This window comes from Shewanella sp. Actino-trap-3 (assembly GCF_002836275.1).
Classification (GTDB): Bacteria; Pseudomonadota; Gammaproteobacteria; order Enterobacterales; family Shewanellaceae; genus Shewanella; species Shewanella psychromarinicola.
Window position 1 is genome coordinate 1,475,425 of record NZ_PJCE01000001.1, and the last position, 19,219, is coordinate 1,494,643.

Below are 19,219 nucleotides of genomic sequence, written 5' to 3' on the forward strand. Positions count from 1 at the left end.
GGGGGAACGTTACAATATTTTCAAGGGGCAACACCGCCTTGTTGAATAATAAATCATCCGTTAGGCTCAAATCAGGCCAATATGGCGAATAATGTCCGCCCCTATTACCCCATTAATCACCCTTGATAGATGAAATAATGCCAGCAAACCTGATTAATGATCCGCTGGCACAGTGGTATTCAATGAGTAAGCCGCTTTTTTACAGCGGAATACGACCATTAAATGACAAGGCTAAGGTGGTGCTATCAACATATTCAAGCTCTCCACCGACAGGAACACCATGAGCGATACGGCTAATCACCACATTGTGTCTCCTAGCCATATCCGCAATAAAGTGTGCGGTAGCATCCCCCTCAACGGTAGGGTTTGTGGCAAGAATAAGCTCGCTCACCTCATCAGAGATCAAATGGCGCTCAAGTAAGGCCAGACCCAGTTCTTCAGGACCAACACCGTCTAATGGCGACAAGTGCCCTAACAATACAAAATAGCGACCATTGAAATGTCCACCCGCCTCAATGGCAAGCACATCGGCAGGGGTTTCGACCACGCAGATAATCCCTGCATTAATACGCCGATGGCTACTGCATATGGGGCATAAATCTTGTTCGGTAAATGTACGGCAACTTTGACAGTGGCCGACTTCAGACATGGCTTTTTGTAACGAATCGGCAAGCTTAAGGCCCACTTTACGTTCACGCTCAAGCAATTGAAACGCCATACGCTGTGCCGACTTAGGTCCGACGCCTGGCAAAGCGCGTAAAGATTGAATTAATTCATCGACCAAAGGACTAAATTTCATAAAATTGCCAATACCTTAATAACTAAACTCATTGTGATGTTATTGGTGAAACCCTTTTTGTGATCAGCCAAGCCAATCTGCGATAGCACCAATGCAGTGCGATTATTATCTGTGCTGCGCTCGAATGCAAAGATTAATGCTTTTTAGAATAAATAAAGCCAACAATCGAGCCATTACAAAGTGTTTTTATTTAATGCTTTAACCAAATGCCCAGAGTCATCGTTACATCGAAGATATGTAAAGAGCTCAATTAATACTTCTTCTACTAGGCTTGTTAATAATGATGAACACCGAAGCGGGTTCAAACAACCTCTGTTTATACTGCAGTAAAAATCTAAGTAACCGACCGAATTACAACAATATTCATTCATTTCATTAACGGGCTCACATAATCAGAAAAGAAGTTAATCTATTTTTGAGAGCTATCACTTTTCTGTTTAAACCATCTGATATTCTATCATCGTATCCCCGATATGTTCTGTGGTTCCAAGGACGATATTCACGACGATATTGAAAACATCTCAAGGTGAAGCGTTTTCAAATTGAAGTGACTCCAGAGTAAGGACTCAAAATGTACGATATTTTACCCGTATTAGGTAGCGGATTGGTTATTTGCGGAGCGCTATTATTGGCAATGGCCATCGGACCCGTATGGACGCTATTTCGCCAGCTACCAATAGGTGGATTACGCTATAGTTGGGGTTTTCTGATTCTGCTGATCCTGTTTTTTATCGCAGGTTATGTCGTATACGCAAAATTTAGCTTAGTTAAAGCTTATCAACCACTCGATCTCGTCGTGCCGATTATATTTTTTTGCGGAGCTATTTTTGTATTTGTTGTTTGTAGCCTGTCCCTCAAAACGACCAGCGACATCATGCAGTTGTATGCCCTCAAGCAGGAAAACATCACCGACTCACTAATGGGGATCTTCAACCGTCGTTACTTAGACCGTCGCCTTAAAGAGGAGACACAAAGGGCCCAAAGTTACTCTAAGCCTCTGTCTATCTTTATGATTGATATCGATCATTTCAAAATCATTAATGATAACTATGGTCATCAGATTGGAGACTTAGTACTGAAAAATATCGCCCAAAATATCAAAGAGTCATTAAGAGAGTCGGATGTACTTGCCCGATATGGCGGTGAAGAGTTTGTGGTCATTCTTCCTCGAACTCAAATTTCTACATCCTATAAACTGGCTGAACGACTCAGGCAGGTTGTGGAGAACACTCAGTTGCCACTGCCTGAAGAGCCTGGCATAGATATGCTTTCAATTGGGGTTACTGTGAGTGTTGGTGTCGCAGGACTAACGTCTGAGTGTAAAGACTACCTGTGTCTGATTAAAAATGCAGACAGAGCACTCTATCAGGCAAAACAAAATGGCCGCAACCAAGTGGTAATGGGGTAAAAATAGAAGCAAAGCAGCAATAAACGATACCCTAAACTATGACCTAAACTATGACCTAAACTATGCCCTGTTGCCGATAAAACCCTATCGTGAGGTCTAATGATAGCGCTCAACTAAAAACAGACACTTTTTAAGCTAGTTTACTTTCAAAAATTGATTGGTGATATATAACCTAAAATGAACGACTTGGTTCACTGATGTAATAACTGACATAAACCCAAGTCGCACATTGCACTAGTTTTTTGGCTAGCGTTAATATTGATACATGCATTCTGAGGTTAACGTTCTAAAGACGCGCTTGGTCAGTTAATTAACGCTCAACATTCTAACCGTTTGCTTTTTGATTCATGTGTATTCGGCTTTTTTAATAACCTTATCCTCGAAATAGTTTTCAGCAATGCATCATGACACTGGGGGTGACTATCAAGTACAAGGTTATGTCATTATTGAATAATAAGCCCTGGCGAATGCAGTTTATGGCTAACAATAAAAATACGCAGATTAAATCGGCATTTCAATTTCGTCTGGCAAGTGGTTGATTGTATATTACTAGCATTAACATACTATTTTATTTATTATTTTAATCTTTTAACCTCTTTATATTTTTAGGGTTATTTTATGTCATAAAAATTAATCCTAAAATTTCCAATATAGTTCCTAAATAGTTCCTAACTAACGTTGTCTATAGAGTGCATCGAAATTTTCTAATAAAAAATCGTAGTTTATAACCAAGCATACAGATTCAAAATCCGAACTTAAATGAACAGAAAACCAATGTTAAATAGCGGCCAGAATTGACGTCATAAAATGCAGCTGTGTTAACGACGAGTCATGCTTTAAAACAGTCTACATTTAAGCGTTAACATTATTTCACCTAAAAAAAGTTGATACCAAAACAGACGTTATAAGATTTTAGTATAAGGACTGTTCATTTAGCTTATAAGAAGTAAGCGTCATTAAATACTAATGTCATCGGCCTAATTCAACGTGACTAAAAATATCGCCACGCTAATGCTAAGGACGGAAATATTCTAAGCAATAGGAATAAGTTCATCTATACTTCAACACGAGCTTTAGTGTTTTTCATTCTAAAATTCATTAAAGGTCTTAATTATCATACTGCTAATATTAATATCAGACTAATGAGAGGCGTTAATTCCACTTCTTGAAAAATGGAGAGCCTCAACCTTCATGGAAATATAGCAACAGTCATGATAGATGGGTTAACAAATAACAAAGGAGATACAATAATGAAAAAACTATTCATTGCGCTAATTGGATTGTTAGTTATCACTGGCACATTTATTCAAACAGCGATGGCGACCGAGCAAGAGGTCAAAAAGACTATCATGGACGATAATGCTTATGTAAAAAAGAATCTCAAGGGGCTTGAAGGCACCTATTCGAACGAAGGCGCTATAGAGTTCTGGTCTAGTGGCGGACTGATCCAAACAATCAAAGCCGATGGACGGCTAGAAGAATATGACGCGTTCAATATCGATGTTAAACATATTCAAGTTACCATTTTGGTACCAGATAAGATTGCACTGGCCCATTATTATTCGGAGGGTTCTATGACTCCGAAAGGAAGTCCTGCTGTGGCAAATTATAGAACCCGAGTTAGCCAAGTATATACTAAGGAGGCTGGGGAATGGAAAGTACGGTCGTCACATTGGTCACCCATTATTGGTGGCTCTGGTACGAGTCAGACCGCACTAGTTGAATAAACCAACCTTTTTAAAAAATACGAAACCCCAAAGTTTTCTTATAAACAATAAAAGAACCGTGATGGGATCCTTAATAAAGGACAGCAGGTATTCCATTACGTACTTCAGCATAATAGTCAGTTTATTATTAAATTATTGACGTTAAATAACTTTGGACATGATTTCTTGGTCGCATAAATCATGCTCAACGGCTAAGAATGTTATAGTTCGTTGCTGGAAAAAACCTGTAAAATTTGCATCAATATTGCATCAAGAATTGGGTATGACTAGCTACATTTCTGTAGCAACTGTCCTGAACAACACCGTTATTCAGACCATGTTATTACACCAAACGAAAAAAGGGGATGTATCAACTACATCCCCATATGGCAAATTTACTACGCTTTATTTGGATTAATGAGGTATTTTTCACCGGTTTTCTTGGCGGTGTACTGCAAAATAATCGCCGGAGTCATGGCTTGTTCAAAACTTAATTCATCAGTAAATGCACTGGCAAAGGTGGTTTTGATTTCATTGGCCACTTGTTTTTGCAGCTGTCCGATTTGCTGAGGTTGCAGCTTACCCAAGAATCTCATTAATAACCACCCTCCTATGCTCCATGTCATCCCGTATGCGCGGTTCAAGATGGTAGGAGAAAAGTCCAGACCACCGTATATATAAACTTGTTTATTATATTCAGAGCCATAGGTATTAAAACCTACTGCGTCTTTACTGCCCGATTGTTCCATGGCGGTAAGTATATCGCTCACTACGTCGCCCCCACCTATGGCATCAAAGGCTAAGGTAGCACCGGTTTCATCTATGGCTTTATATAAGTCAGCCTTGAAAGTGTCACTGGACGAATCACAAATATACTTGGCACCAATCGCCTTGAGTATGTCCACCTGTTGCTGCTTTCTAACAATATTGACTAAAGGGACGTCTTGAGCCAGACAAATTTTATTTAGCATCTGTCCTAAACTCGATGCAGCGGCGGTGTGCACTAATGCAGTATGGCCTTCCATACGCATGGTTTCTACCATACCCAAGGCGGTAAGTGGGTTTACAAAAGAGGAAGCAGCATCATTGGCTGAGATGCCCTCGTTGTGCACAATACAAGCTTGGGCTGGCACACAACAATATTGCGCATAAGCACCACCCGATAAAATGGCTACGGTTTTGCCCATTAACGCTTGTGCTGCTTCACTATTACCTGCAGCCACTACTGTTCCGGCTCCTTCATTACCAATGGGGAGAACCTGATCTAAGCGAGATTTAATACGGGGTAACATGCCAGGATAAAGAGGTGCACTAAGAGTTGATTTATCACCACTGAGCTGTGCAGCGGCTAAATTTGAAGGGCCAAACATAGGCCACATATCGGAAGGGTTAATAGGTGCCGCCTCTATACGCACTATTACTTCATGTGGTTTAGGGGCCGGCACATCAACATCCTTTAAGGACATTTCAAGTTGTCCATCTGAGGAGATAAGGGTAAATAGTTGTTTTGATGTTGTCATTATCGATTGCTCTCTTTCTGGTGTGAAAAGGTAAGTTCAAGTCTAGCCGTATGGTGTAAATATATTTAAATTTTGCTTTAAATATCAAAAAACCGCTATTACATCAATGGTTAAAACGGTACAGACGATTGGTTTTGCAGCATAGTCGTCTTGATGAAGTGTATACTCAGGGTCGATTAATGGCTCATTCACTAACCCCTCTAGGGTATTAGGCCGAAGAGTAAGTCTTACTGAGCTTAATATAAGAAATCGTTCAGATTACGTATAACAGGTTATTGATACCGAGGGGATATATACCAATCCACTTCTTTATCTGAATTGGTATGACTTTTTTCATTAAGATGATATGAATATTACAATGGCTTCATCTAGTAAATATTTAGATATGAAACGTTATTAGTGAGGGCTTATTTAGCAGCCGCTTTTTGCAAAATGCCGATAAATTCTGGGAAAGACTCTTCAGCTTGAGTATCGACTATTTTTGAAATCGGTTCGTTGCTCATAATGTTCCACCACGCTTGTAGTTTTGGTGTTTTGTCCATAAAGTCTACTTCAAAGATTTTGTTCCCTACCATTACACCTGTCTTAAGACTGTATCGAACGACAAGATCTGTTTGCGTACACTTTTCACCCATCAAATAAGGGCCAAAGGCGGCCATGCTCTCTAGGCATGCAAAGGCCTTTATCAGTATGGGTAACATAACAGCACGGTTTGATTCTGATTTTGGCGCACCCATGAGTAATTCGGGTAAAAACCGTCTTGCGGATAGCTCCACATACAATTCGGCAATGCGCATCAATTCAAAGCCTTTTGCCCTTTGGAATGCATCGCTGGGCAGGATTGGCTTGTCTGGGTAATGATGCTCAATATACTCAAGGATGGCCGCAGTTTCTGATAGAAAACCGTGTTCTGTGCCAATACACGGCACTTTGCCCATAGGGCTTTTTTCCAAATATGAGGGATGGCCTGGATAAGTGCGCTCTTCATTAAAATCAATGCCTTTTAATAACAAGGCATGTTTTATCAAACCGTAATAGTTACTTGCGGGAAAGCCATATAAAGTGAGCATATTGTCATATTCCATAATTAAAGTGTCGATTAGCTTCTCATAAGGAATGTTAGAAATATAGGGTGTTAGTGAAATGGGCCGAGTTGACAATGTCCTAAGCAAAAAAGCCAGTTGGGGTCAGGTTGACATTAAATACCAATGATCACCTTTGGTGGCATAACCTTTACGTTTTTCAAGGCTGTAACAGCATGGATGTTGCACCCGTTATAAGTTGGTTTAGTGCGGATCAGCCATCTGATAATGCCTTTAAACATCAACGCGTAAAGACTTACATGCTTTCAGTTATGGTGAAACGCATCACCTAAAATATAAAAACAAATAAGTTGAGCGAAGACGAGTATTGCTAAGTCGTGAAATAAACCATATACGCGACCTGAGTTAAATACTGTCCCAAAAAATGGCTAGTACTGTTCCTACTTGGCTTGCGGATCAGATGGGGCATAGTGATAGGGAGGACTCAACAATCTATGGCAAATGGATCGCGGGTGAACGACCTGACCATAAAACTAAGAAGGCTAAGAATGAAGACCCAAAATTCCTTTATAATTCCTAATGTAATTCCCAAGAAATGATAACAAGGGAACTACACGAGGAAAAGTCAGCATCTTAGCTTCTAGAAAGGCATTTTCATCCCTGGTGGTAATTGCATACCGCCAGTCACTTCGGCCATTTTAGTCTTTTGATTTTCTTCAATGCGACGAGCTGCATCGTTACACGCTGCAGCGATAAGATCTTCTAGCATCTCTTTATCGTCTTCCATCAAGCTTGGATCAATTTCAACTGTACGCACATTGTGGTTACCTGTCATGGTTACTTTAACCAAGCCAGCACCCGCTTCACCTGTCATTTCTGTGCGAGCAATTTCTTCCTGCATTTGAGCCATTTTGTCTTGCATCATTTGGGCTTGTTTCATTAAATTGCCCATACCGCCTTTTCCACCAAACATAGTCGTATCTCTCTCTAATTAAGGTTGTTAGCAAGTCGTCATAGTGACGCTAATCTTACTGAAATAAAATCGATTGGCAATCTAGCAAATACACTTTTGAGATGAAGATATATTCATTTTAAGCTAAATCACCGTATTTGTTCATTTATAAAGCGTTAATTTGTGTAATATCCTGTGCAATTTGTCCTAGCTGTTCCAACGGATATTCAATACTGTCACTGTCTAATTGAGCCGATAAGCGTTGAACCATCCACTGAACGTTATCATCAAGCAAAATAGACTGTTGAGCCTGTGCGATAAGTTCACGATGAAAACGTTTACGTAACTCAAGGGGCGTTTCTCGTTTAGGCACAATCCCAATCTGGATCTGTACTTGAGTCGGTTGCCCAAGGTATTGAGATAACGCGTCTTGCAGTTGATCAATAGCTGTCTGGGCAGACAAATGTTTTTGATCGGGTTTCAACACCAATATCATAGGATTTGACAATGTCGAACACACAGAGTTCACCCCTAATTGCCGAACCCTACCGCCAACAGACACATTAGTCATCACTTTATACCAATGTAAATCAATCTCGTTTCCTTGAATACTGTGTGGCTCAAATTGGGCTTTTACATCTATGGGCGTCGCATCAGTAGGACCTCGAACGACAGACTCTGCGCTAATGTTGAGCGATTGGGCTGTCAATGAGCTCGTTTTATGTGCGTGATTATGTGCGTGAGCAGCTTGCTGATGACTGGCCGTGTCTGTCGGTTGAATAGTGGCTTCAGTGACGGGCTTATTCGCATCATGAACATCTGCAAATGCATTGATTGGTTCACCCTCTTCGGGCGCGACCCAAGGAGCCCTATCATAATCTGCCACTACTGGAGAATTGATTGTTTCGGTAGTCGATAACGCTTCAAAAGCTTTAGGATCAGTTTCAGTCACTGCAGGCGACTCATTGGCGCTGACAACGGATGTCACTGCAGGCTTGTTCACTCTTGAAGTGATTATTTTTGTCGATTCTTTTTTTGCCAGTTCATCTTTATGTTGTAATACCCCGACATCGGCAATAAGTGAATCACGACTGGCTAACACTTCGTCAAGAAAATCGTCTACATTATCCTCAGAATCAGTGAGGTTTTGGCGAGTATTATCAATGACATGATCAGCCGTTTTCGGTTCAGACCTTGAGTCAGTAACATCATTAACATTGTTAGCTTCAGTTGTTCCATTTAAAGCCGAAAAAGCCCCCTCTTCGTCATGATCAAATGGTTGATATTCCATTGACATGTCATCAGACACGTCATAATCCATAAAAGCATACGCATTGAGCGGAATATCGTCCGCATTACCACTCAATTGACTATTTTCTACAACATTGGTGTCTGCAGTACTCTGCGCTAATTGATGTTTTTCAACCACCTCTTCAGACGCAGCAGTATCCCTTTCCAGCGGTGCCGTTGTGATTTGAGTCGTCGTTTCAGCATCAGCACGAATATCGGCATTGTCTGATGCCGCAGTATGAATAATGTCGGCAGCAGTCTTATCAGCTGTCATATGGCTAACGTCACGATTAACGTCGTGGTTGATAACATTACCAATCGGCATATCGCTTTTGGGTGGCAATGGATCAAACCCCAAACTTTGCGCTTGGTCCAACAGCAAGGCTTGCTCAGCCACCAGTGCAGATGCGACTGGCTCATCGTCGATAGCATCAGCAACGTCGACCTCAGCCTCTGTGGTCGCTGCAGTTTCAGCCTGAATAGATAATACTGTTGTCGGTAAAACAATGTCTGTTTGCGGCTGAAGATCAGACTTTGGGCCTGTTTCAATGACCTCTTGCGTTGGAGATGATGAACCGTCAATAACGCTTAAATCAACGTTAGCAGGGGTCGTTGTTAGCCAGCGTTTTACTTGTTTTTCGGGGGTAAACGCGACTGCGCGAAGTAACGCCATTTCCAAGCCCGATTTAGGATCGGGTGCAAAGGCTAAATCTTTACGACCGTTAAGCAACATTTGGTAATAAAGCTGTACTTGTTCAGGCGCTAATTGCTGTGAGAATGCTAGAATTTGCTCACTAAACAGCGATTGTTGCGCTGCAGCGGGGGCAAACTGAGTTAAGGTGATTTGATGCAATAACTCTAATAAACTGCGCAATACTTCTTCAGCATCGGCACCGAATGCCAACACTTTTGCTACCGTTTGCATTAATGGCCCAACATCGGCATCACACAAGGCTTTTAATAAGGCCAGCACATGTTGTTCATCAATACTGCCCAGCATGGTTTGCACTTGTGTCAGCATCACTTGGCCACTGCCAAACGCTATCGCTTGATCAGTTAAACTGAGCGCATCACGCATACTGCCATTGGCCGCTTTGGCTAATAAGCTCAGCGCTTGTGGCTCAAAAGGCAATTGTTCTTGGGTGATCACATACTCGAGTTGCTTGCAAATTTCGTCTTGCGACAAACTTTTTAGATTAAACTGTAAGCAACGAGATAATACAGTAACAGGCAGTTTATGCGGATCGGTAGTCGCTAACAAAAACTTAACGTGCTCAGGAGGCTCTTCTAACGTCTTTAGCAATGCATTAAAACTGCTACGCGACAACATGTGGACTTCATCGATTAAGTACACTTTAAAACGCCCACGAGAAGGACGGTATTGTACATTATCAAGGAGTTCACGAGTATCATCGACTTTAGTACGCGATGCCGCATCGACTTCAATTAAATCAACAAATCGACCTTGAGCAATTTCAATGCAGCTAGAACATTCACCACAAGGATTAGCCGTTACGCCGGTTTCACAGTTGAGACCTTTAGCAAATAAACGCGCCAAACTGGTTTTACCCACACCGCGTGTTCCAGTAAAGAGGTAAGCGTGATGTAAACGTTGCTGGCTCAATGCATTAGTTAATGCCATTAATACATGGGATTGACCAACCATTTGTTCAAATTTAGCTGGACGCCATTTGCGGGCGAGTACTTGGTAAGACATGAAATTCCCCACACAGAGCTATCGGGACTCAATCCCTTTAAAGGGATTAACAATAACATGCCAAGGGCTGGCATGCTATTATTGAGCAAGTATTTGATAGAGCATAATGCAGTTAACTGCCTAATAAAAAAGCAGTTTATATTGCTTTGATTACTCGCCGTCAAACTCGCATAAACTTAATACTTTAATTCCCATACCTTGTAAGCGTTTCTCGCCACCAATTTCTGGTAATGAGATAACAAAGGCAGCATGGCTCACTTCTCCGCCTAATTGACGAATAAGTTTTACTGTAGCTTCAATCGTGCCACCGGTTGCTAACAAATCATCGATAACCAATACTTTGTCATTGGCATTAATGGCATCGGTGTGAATTTCTAAGGTATCTTTACCATATTCTAATTCATAGGTTTGGCTAATGGTTTCGCGGGGTAATTTACCTGGCTTACGTACCGGCACAAAACCAACACCTAGCTCTAATGCCAACGGCGCACCAAATAAGAAGCCACGCGCTTCGGTGCCGACAACTTTAGTAAAGCCTTTTGATTGGTAATGAGCAACTAAAATCGCAATAGTGGCTTTATAGGCGTCTGCGTTTTCTAATAAACTAGTCACATCGCGGAACATAATGCCTGGTGTAGGGTAATCAGGAATGGTTTTAATGCTCTGCTTAATAAGCGCTAAACTGTCTTGGTTCATCATAATTAGTTAACTCTGTATAAAAGTGATTACGCAATAAAAAAGTCCACGTAAATGGTGGACTCTGATAAAAATACTAAGCAGATTTTATGCCCGTTTAATCTCAGTTGCAACAGGCTTATATTAACTGGCTATTTATTATTCTAACTCTGGGATCCGCCACAAGAAAAATAATAAAACAAGCATCATGCACAACAACATAATTTTCACCCATACTATCGGCACAATAATAATACTAACCATAAAACTTAGGCCGCTCATTAGCATGGCTTTTCGCTTTAGTGATCGACTTAATGCCCGCTTTGATTGCCACTGATGAATACCTTCAGCAAACCAAGGATGAGTAATTAGCCAATAATGAAGACGCTCACTGGAACGCGCAAAACAAAACGCAGCCAGTAGAATAAATGGCACCGTAGGCAACAAAGGCAGCGCAATACCAATGACGCCTAACACTAGACTGCACAAACCAATAATAAGAAAAATTCCGCGTTTAACCGCCATAAGGCCCTCATACAAACAAAAAACCACTCTATCAGAGTGGTTTAATAAGACAATATCATCGCAGGTTAACCTGAAGTAAACGTTAAATTAATCCTGTTACGGTCAACCATGAAAGGCTTGCGGGTAATATAGGAATTAACAAAACTAAAATAAAACCAATAAGATAAAAGATGTTAAACGGGTCTTTAAACGGCTGACTCATGATTATTCCTACATTGAAGATGTTGTTACTGCGATTGCTGGCATCTTTCATTCGTTATGTTAAGTCAACATTTAGGTTAACTTTGCGGACAACGGATGTGATGCAGATTGCAAAAAGTGGCCTATCTTAGACCTATCCTCACAAAATAAAAACCTTAAATATACTAAGACTATTATGCCTCAATTGATGAAATAACAATGCCCTTTTGTGCCAATTGTTGCAATAGAGGTAAACAGCCAGATAACAGAGTTTCACTGGGCATTTCTGGGTAATGTTCGTTTAACCAACTAATAATGGCATCTACCGTTACACCTTGTTGAGAAAGGCTCATTTGTTCAATGTAAGCCAGCACTTGAGCGCTTAACGGTGTCAGTTGCAAAAAAGCGACTTCATCACCTGCATCTCTAAATACACAAAAAAACTGCGCTTGCGGTGTCGGTTCAATGGGTTGGTAGTCAAGGCTAATATGCTGAACATCAAAGGCATATTGTGCCACCTTGGCACAGGCCGCTAAGCACAACCTATGCTGGCTTAGTTCGCCGGTATTGATCAATTGAGACGTGGGCGTATCGGGCGCTACCGCTACACACAACTCTAGCCATTCATAATGTGCTAACGGCAACATAAAAACAGGATCATCTTCTGTCATATGATATTCGTGTTGTAAAAAGGCTAAAAACTCGCCCGCAATTTCAACAAATATTGGCGTTTGACAATCATGCTCCACAAAAAATTGCTGCACTAATGTCTGCCATTGCTCATCCTGATACAAACTTTTAAGCACCGGAAAAGCACTCGACACGAAACCGACAATGTTATTAAAAAATAGCTCTCGGTAAACTTGCATTCGCCGCAGCTCTATTCCTTCCGGTAAGGGTAAACTGGGATTACGGATATAATCCATAAATTGCTGTTGGATCGCGATAAAACTCATTATGCCTTCCTCACGAATGACTGCTGAGCTAAAGCATCTTGTTGGTATTGATGGATCTGATTGATCTCGTTCAGCAAAATTTTGGTTTTAGGAATATTAAAATCGCGTTCGAGTAATGTTGGATGCACACCGTGTAATTGATAGCATTGCTGTAATAATGCCCATACAGGATCAATAATATCCGCACCATGGGTATCGATCATTAAATCGATGTCTTGTTGGTAATGTCCTGCTATATGTAAATATTCAATACGCTCGGTCGGCATGGCAGCCAAAAAGGCATGGGCATCATATTGATGGTTAATTGAGTTAACATAAATGTTATTAACATCGAGTAGTAGTTTACAGTCCGCTTCTTGTAAGACTGCATTCACAAAATCGACCTCGCTCATTTGTGCACCAGGTGCCGCATAAAAAGAAACATTCTCTAAAATAAACGGACGCTCGAGTATGTCTTCGACTTGCTTTATCCGCTTAGCGGTATGGATGACTGCATCATCAGTAAATGGGATCGGCATCAAATCATACATATGGCCAGTACCAGAGCAATAACTTAAATGCTCTGAATACACGTCAATATTATGCTCATCCAAAAAGCGTTTTATATTGTGTACAAATTGACTATCGAGCGCTTCAGGACTACCAATTGATAACGAAAGCCCATGACAAAAAAAAGCATGCTGTTCGGTTAATTGCTTAAACTGACGTCCAAACTTGCCACCGAGCGTCATCCAGTTTTCAGGTGCGACTTCAAAAAACTCAATTGCAGTTGGCACATGCCGACAAAACTCATCCAGCATTTCGCGACGAAGCCCTAACCCGACATTGGCTAAGCCATCAGCATGATTTGTCGACATAATGCGTGTCCTTGAATTAATGAGTAATGCTAAAAATGAGTTAAAAAACAGATAAAACTAAGGCCTGAAATTCAGGCCTTAGTCTCTCAGATAAGTACAGGCTTTATCAAATAAACACAGCTAATTATTTCTGACCGCCGCACTTACCTTCTACGGTTTTTGCTGCAGAGTTCATCTTGTCGCCGCCACATTTGCCTTCAACGGCTTTTTCCGCTGACATTTTCATGTCGCCGCCGCACTTGCCTTCGCCACATTTGCCTTCAGCAGCTTTTTCAGCTGACATTTTCATGTCGCCGCCGCACTTGCCTTCGCCACATTTGCCTTCAGCAGCTTTTTCAGCTGACATTTTCATGTCGCCGCCGCACTTGCCTTCGCCACATTTGCCTTCAGCAGCTTTTTCCGCTGACTTTTTCATATCACCGCCGCACTTGCCTTCACCGCATTTGCCTTCTCCGCCATCAAGCTGATAACCAGAAGTTAATTGTTGAAAACCAAATGGGTTAGCTTCTACTTGAGCGCTAAAGCCAGCCGTCATCACAACAGTACCAAGTGCAACCGCTAAAGTCGTTTGTTTGATTGAATTCATAATACTTATCTTCCTTATTTCTTATTTGTATAGGGTGACCAACATCATTGCCGGCTTGCTTAAAGAGACCTGCAGTGAGTAAAGTTTATTGCAAAAAAACTAAAAAATGTGAAAAACATCCATTTATTTACCACAAATAATTGCTAGGCAACCTAAAAATAGACTTCCAAAAAAGTTAACATAAACACTACAACAGTGCTATCAATCTGATTCTTAATAATAATTTATTCAATACCTCGACAAAAATATGCGTATAGTCATTTAGTGCTGCTATCAGATAATAAACACGTTAAAATAGCTGACTTTTGACTTCAGCAAGGTGTACTGTGCGCGTTATTTTAGCTCCAATGGAAGGTGTGGTTGATGACCATATGCGTGAAATTTTATCTGCCATCAATCCATTTGACCTGGTTGTGACTGAATTTGTCAGGGTAGTAAACATACTATTGCCTGAAAAAGTCTTCTATAAATTGTGTCCTGAATTACATCATCAAGGCTTAACGGCATCTGGCACGCCAGTACGTGTTCAGTTGTTAGGACAAGAACCTGAGTGGATGGCACAAAATGCCATCAGAGCCATAGAGCTAGGGTCAAATGGCGTCGATGCAAACTTTGGTTGTCCAGCCAAAACCGTTAATAAAAGTAAAGGCGGCGCCGTTTTATTGCAATATCCAGAAAACATTTACAATATCGTCAAAGCCATGCGCGACGCTGTACCGTCTGAACACCCTGTTACCGCTAAAATCCGTTTAGGTTATGAAGACAAGTCGTTATTTATGGAGAATGCTTTAGCCGTATATGAAGCTGGCGCAACGGAGCTAGCGATCCACGCTCGCAGTAAAACCGACGGCTATAAGCCACCAGCTTATTGGGAGTACATTACTGAAGTCAGAAAACGCTTACCCATTCCCGTTATTGCTAACGGAGAGATCTGGAACGCAGCAGATGCACAACGCTGTATGGATGTCACTGGTTGTGACAGTGTGATGATTGGCCGCGGCGCAATATCCCTACCTAACCTCGGGGATACTATTAAAACCGGTGCAAGCCCTTTTAGCTGGCAACAAACATTAAGCTTGTTAATGGCATATACCGACAAGGAGCTGAGTGGCCGCAAATCAGATTACTATCCCTCACGAATTAAACAGTGGTTTAGCTACTTAAACCGCCAATATCCTGAAGCGGATGCCTTATTTAGAGAACTGCGGGTGTTTAAAACTACGGAAGAGATTGTTAAGGTTTTACAGCATGCTCACCGGACACTTATTTAATCCTCCCTCTTTGTGAATATTACTAACCTAAGCTCCTATTGATCTTTATCAAATGAGTCATCAATAGTTTTAGTTACATAGAGGTTGCCTTGAAGCGTATTCAACAAAGCATAGCAAGTATTGAACAGCAAAGAGCTAACAGATCTAAGTTAATCGCTGACGAATAAGCATTGGTATTGTCTTACCGCTATGCGTGGATGATCAATATGTCAATTCGGCATACCTAATCTGGATTGTCTAAACCAAAAACAACACGTGCAATGTCACAAAATGAATCAATAGTAAATTATTATTCATGTCTTTATCGCAAAAATCTAATCGAGAATTGATCTTAGTCATAACGTCTGAAATTTTTGTGCCTAGAATAGAATTTATACATTGGCATAGTCAATTAAGGTTATCTCAGTTGCACAACATTCAGGACATACAGCAAAGACTACAACAACTCGAAAATATTTTGAGGCGTGAGTTAATGCTACATATAAAGGATTTATCAAAAACAACTGAAGTAGCCCATATATCAATGGATACCTCCCTTGGGCAAGTTATTGATTACCTGTCAAAAGTAAAACTCGTTGACACAGAAATATTCACCAAGTTAATGAAGCTTGATGCCGCACATTGCCAGCTTGAGCTTGGTCTTTATGGACTCTGCTCTGATTGTGAAATGGACATAGAACCGCCACGCTTAATCGCCGATCCAACGGAACAGCGTTGTACTCATTGTGAACAAAGATACCGTCGCGAACATCGACATGAGTTACGCTTAAATCACTAGCAATCTTTAACTAACCACCACACAATTGTTTAATCTTAACAATATCTAGCGATAACAATATCCAGTATTAAAATATCCAGCATTAACAATATCTAGCATTAAATGGGTGCCATAAAAAAGACCTACACCGCTGTGTAGGTCTATTCGCTATAGAAAATAAAAATCAATCATACTTTCTAATGTCTAACAGCAGCGTTATCTTAGAACTTAACCGTTACACCGCCGTAGTACTGACGACCAATAGTGTCATACACTTCTGGCACCGTACCACCATCACTTCCATTAGATACGCCTGAAGGCTCTTCGTCAGTGATGTTTTTCACACCCGCACTGAAGGTAATCATGTCCGTAACATAATAAGTACCCGCTAGGTTGTGGTACAAAATCGCATCCACTTTTTCGCCAGTCCCTAAGTCGTCCATTTCACCGATATAACGGTTGAAGTAGTTAACACTCCAGCTGTCTTGACCCGCTTGAATACTGAAGTTGTTACGAACTTCTGCATACGCACCAAAGTTACCGTCAATCTTATTGGTGTAATCATTGCCTTCTTGTTCGAAGTTCAATAAGTAGGTGGTGTCATTACTGATCTTCCAATCTAAAGTTAAGGCTTCAAAATGATACGCTAAGTTGAAGTCTACACCGCTAGTATCTTGGCTACCTACGTTTGTTAACGAGTTAGTTACGTTAGACAGATCACCGTTTTCACCGATGTTAAAGGTTTCACAGGCAGCAGCAGAGGCGTTAGCAAAACACTCATTTAAGCCAGCTTGAACGTCTAAACGAGTGATCGCGTCGGTCACTTTAAAGCGCCAGTAATCAAGAGTTAATGATAGACCGTCAACATAGCTTGGTGAGTAAACTAAACCAGCTGTATAAGAATCTGACTCTTCAGCCTTTAGCTCATCATCGGAAGTGTAACGAACCAAGATCTGTGGATCTTGAGCGTTTTCCCATGGGTCATCTAAGTAATCGAAAGAACCTGTGTCACCACCGAATAGTTCACTGATACTAGGCGCACGGAAACCCGTTGCCGCGACACCTCGGAGCATTAAATCATCAGTGGCTTCATAGGTTAAACCGACTTTCCACGTTGACGCTTTACCAAATGTTGAGTAATCGTCATAACGCAGGGCAAATTCACCGGTTAATTTTTCAGTGAAAGGCACGCTGACTTCTTCAAACACAGACATGACATTGTAATTACCATCTGTAGCATCTTGTTGTGCAGCAGTGCTGTCACCCGCAACAGTCACTGGATCTGGATTGTAAAAGCCGCTTTCATAACGGTATTCAGCACCAATAGCAAATGCGACAGCACCAGCACTCAGGTCAAATAATTCACCATTTAAGCCAGCAGAAACAACGTGTTGTTCGTTACCGCCATCAGAATTTTCGGTAAAACTAATGTCATTAACAATTGCACCTGTTAATGGATCACCACTGAACCATGCATCTTGGTTAGCATAAACCGATTGCTTAAGATTGGTGGCATTGATTAAGTTTTCAACTTGAGAATCCGCTTTATTTTTACCATAGGTGTAAGCGATATCCCAGTTCATACCCGTATTGATATCAAAGTCACCGGCAAGGCCTGCAGAAAGGCGAAATGTGTCAGTGTCTTGAGAATAAATACGAGGACCTGCATCAGTTGTACGACGACGATAGTTAACTCGTCCAGTATCATCAGCTTCGATGCCAGCATCAGTCATGGCTTGATCAAGGGGAATACATGCCGCACCAGCAGTCACACCTGGAGCATCACAAACGTTTAGCATAACATCGGCAGGTTGTGCCGCCATTTGTTGGTTAGACTGACGCTTAGTGTAAAGAACATCGCCTGTTAGGACTAAATTATTGTCGAGTTCTTGAACCATGTTAGCAAATAAACTGTAACGCTCGTTTGGTGTTTGGAAATAGCTGCTTGTGGAGTAGTCATAACCAGTTGAACGATCAACCCAGTTCCCTGCATCATCACGTACTTTACCGCCTAATGAACCCGTTGGTAAAAATGAGCTATAACCAGGGGTTGTCCAATCACGATCGGATTGAATTATGCTTTCACGCTTTGAATACGCAGCACCAATAGTGTAGTTACCATCGTCAGTGTTAAAGCCATATAAACCACTGATCTCGCCAGTCTCACCATCGCTTTCGCTAGTCGTGCTTCCATTAACATCTAATTGAAAACCTTCAAAATCTTTTTTGGTGATGATGTTAACGACACCGGCAATCGCATCAGAGCCGTATACCGCTGAAGCACCATCTTTTAAGATTTCAACACGAGAGATCATCGCCACAGGGATAGAGTTCAAATCGACAGAGCTGTCCGCGCCAGAACCAGAGTTCACCATGCGACGGCCATTTAATAACACTAACGTACGTTGTGAACCCATACCGCGTAAGTCAACTTGTGCCACACCGTCGGCGCCATTGTTGGTGCTAGAACCAACTGCTGCACCCGCCATTGATGTTTGAGCTTGAAGTAGTTGGTCAACTGAAGTGAAACCTTCGGCGCGAATGGCTTCGGCTGAAATGATGGTTACTGGAGAAGCCGTTTCCATATCTTGACGTTGAATACGAGAACCCGTTACTTCGATTCTTTCCACTTTCTGTTCATCGGCTGCCAATGCGACTGAAGAAAATAAGCCTGTAGTGGCGACACTTGTTGCGGCCACAGCTAATAAACTGCGGCGAATAGCCTTAGCCGTTAATGTTATTGAACTCATGAATAAACTCCCTATAACTTGAATATAACTTGGAATAAAATAAAACAAGTCATTATATTTTTAATTATGAATAATTGGTCATTCCCAATCATTGAAAAACATTATTAATGAATAAAAATCCTTTAGTCAATATGGACAACATGTGAACAACATCACATTTAACATCTGGATTGATAATTAATTTGACTTAAACTGATTCGCCTAATAATCAATGACTTAAAACATTT

At 41.2% G+C, this 19,219-nt stretch carries 15 protein-coding genes; 4 read left to right on the forward strand and 11 right to left on the reverse strand.

Annotated elements, in window-relative coordinates; genetic code table 11:
- Positions 1–199 precede the first annotated feature (199 nt).
- On the reverse strand, positions 200–799 hold the full coding sequence (recR, locus tag CXF80_RS06360) for a recombination mediator RecR (protein WP_101032082.1): 600 nt from the start codon (positions 797–799) through the stop codon (positions 200–202).
- A 571-nt stretch (positions 800–1,370) separates the two neighbouring features.
- Between recR and CXF80_RS06365 the strand changes: the two genes are divergently transcribed.
- Positions 1,371–2,207, forward strand: coding sequence for a GGDEF domain-containing protein (locus CXF80_RS06365; protein ID WP_101032083.1), 837 nt, complete (start codon positions 1,371–1,373; stop codon positions 2,205–2,207).
- A gap of 1,250 nt (positions 2,208–3,457) precedes the next feature.
- Positions 3,458–3,934, forward strand: coding sequence for a hypothetical protein (locus CXF80_RS06370; RefSeq protein ID WP_101034692.1), 477 nt, complete (start codon positions 3,458–3,460; stop codon positions 3,932–3,934).
- A gap of 377 nt (positions 3,935–4,311) precedes the next feature.
- Here CXF80_RS06370 and CXF80_RS06375 read toward each other — a convergent pair whose 3' ends face one another.
- From CXF80_RS06375 to CXF80_RS06420, 9 genes are all read right to left on the reverse strand, one after another.
- The gene (locus CXF80_RS06375; protein WP_101032084.1) at positions 4,312–5,433 is read right to left on the reverse strand and encodes a zinc-binding dehydrogenase; all 1,122 of its coding nucleotides are present in this window, start codon (positions 5,431–5,433) and stop codon (positions 4,312–4,314) included.
- 407 nt (positions 5,434–5,840) lie between these two features.
- Positions 5,841–6,503, reverse strand: a complete 663-nt coding sequence (locus CXF80_RS06380; protein ID WP_157822189.1) for a glutathione S-transferase family protein — start codon at positions 6,501–6,503, stop codon at positions 5,841–5,843.
- Between the two features lie 613 nt (positions 6,504–7,116).
- Complete coding sequence (locus CXF80_RS06385) at positions 7,117–7,449, reverse strand: YbaB/EbfC family nucleoid-associated protein (RefSeq protein WP_101032086.1); 333 nt, start codon at positions 7,447–7,449, stop codon at positions 7,117–7,119.
- Positions 7,450–7,594: 145 nt separating this feature from the next.
- On the reverse strand, positions 7,595–10,435 hold the full coding sequence (gene dnaX / locus CXF80_RS06390; protein ID WP_101032087.1) for a DNA polymerase III subunit gamma/tau: 2,841 nt from the start codon (positions 10,433–10,435) through the stop codon (positions 7,595–7,597).
- Positions 10,436–10,585: 150 nt separating this feature from the next.
- The gene (gene apt, locus CXF80_RS06395; RefSeq protein ID WP_101032088.1) at positions 10,586–11,137 is read right to left on the reverse strand and encodes an adenine phosphoribosyltransferase; all 552 of its coding nucleotides are present in this window, start codon (positions 11,135–11,137) and stop codon (positions 10,586–10,588) included.
- A gap of 132 nt (positions 11,138–11,269) precedes the next feature.
- Positions 11,270–11,635, reverse strand: coding sequence for a YbaN family protein (locus CXF80_RS06400; RefSeq protein ID WP_101032089.1), 366 nt, complete (start codon positions 11,633–11,635; stop codon positions 11,270–11,272).
- Positions 11,636–12,009: 374 nt separating this feature from the next.
- On the reverse strand, positions 12,010–12,771 hold the full coding sequence (locus CXF80_RS06410; protein ID WP_101032090.1) for an HvfC family RiPP maturation protein: 762 nt from the start codon (positions 12,769–12,771) through the stop codon (positions 12,010–12,012).
- Positions 12,771–13,628, reverse strand: a complete 858-nt coding sequence (locus tag CXF80_RS06415; RefSeq protein ID WP_101032091.1) for an HvfB family MNIO-type RiPP peptide maturase — start codon at positions 13,626–13,628, stop codon at positions 12,771–12,773. The genes CXF80_RS06410 and CXF80_RS06415 overlap by 1 nt, the downstream gene beginning before the upstream one ends.
- Positions 13,629–13,752: 124 nt before the next feature.
- Positions 13,753–14,214 carry an HvfA family oxazolone/thioamide-modified RiPP metallophore gene (locus CXF80_RS06420; RefSeq protein ID WP_101032092.1) on the reverse strand — a complete coding sequence of 154 codons (462 nt, stop codon included), beginning with the start codon at positions 14,212–14,214 and terminating at the stop codon, positions 13,753–13,755.
- Positions 14,215–14,540: 326 nt separating this feature from the next.
- Between CXF80_RS06420 and dusC the strand changes: the two genes are divergently transcribed.
- Both dusC and CXF80_RS06430 read left to right on the forward strand, forming a co-directional pair.
- On the forward strand, positions 14,541–15,485 hold the full coding sequence (gene dusC, locus CXF80_RS06425) for a tRNA dihydrouridine(16) synthase DusC (RefSeq protein ID WP_101032093.1): 945 nt from the start codon (positions 14,541–14,543) through the stop codon (positions 15,483–15,485).
- Positions 15,486–15,957: 472 nt separating this feature from the next.
- Positions 15,958–16,263, forward strand: a complete 306-nt coding sequence (locus CXF80_RS06430) for a TraR/DksA C4-type zinc finger protein (protein ID WP_232772055.1) — start codon at positions 15,958–15,960, stop codon at positions 16,261–16,263.
- 200 nt (positions 16,264–16,463) lie between these two features.
- Here the strand turns inward: CXF80_RS06430 and CXF80_RS06435 are convergent, their stop codons facing one another.
- The gene (locus CXF80_RS06435) at positions 16,464–18,992 is read right to left on the reverse strand and encodes a TonB-dependent receptor plug domain-containing protein (protein ID WP_101032094.1); all 2,529 of its coding nucleotides are present in this window, start codon (positions 18,990–18,992) and stop codon (positions 16,464–16,466) included.
- Between the last annotated feature and the right edge of the window lie 227 nt (positions 18,993–19,219).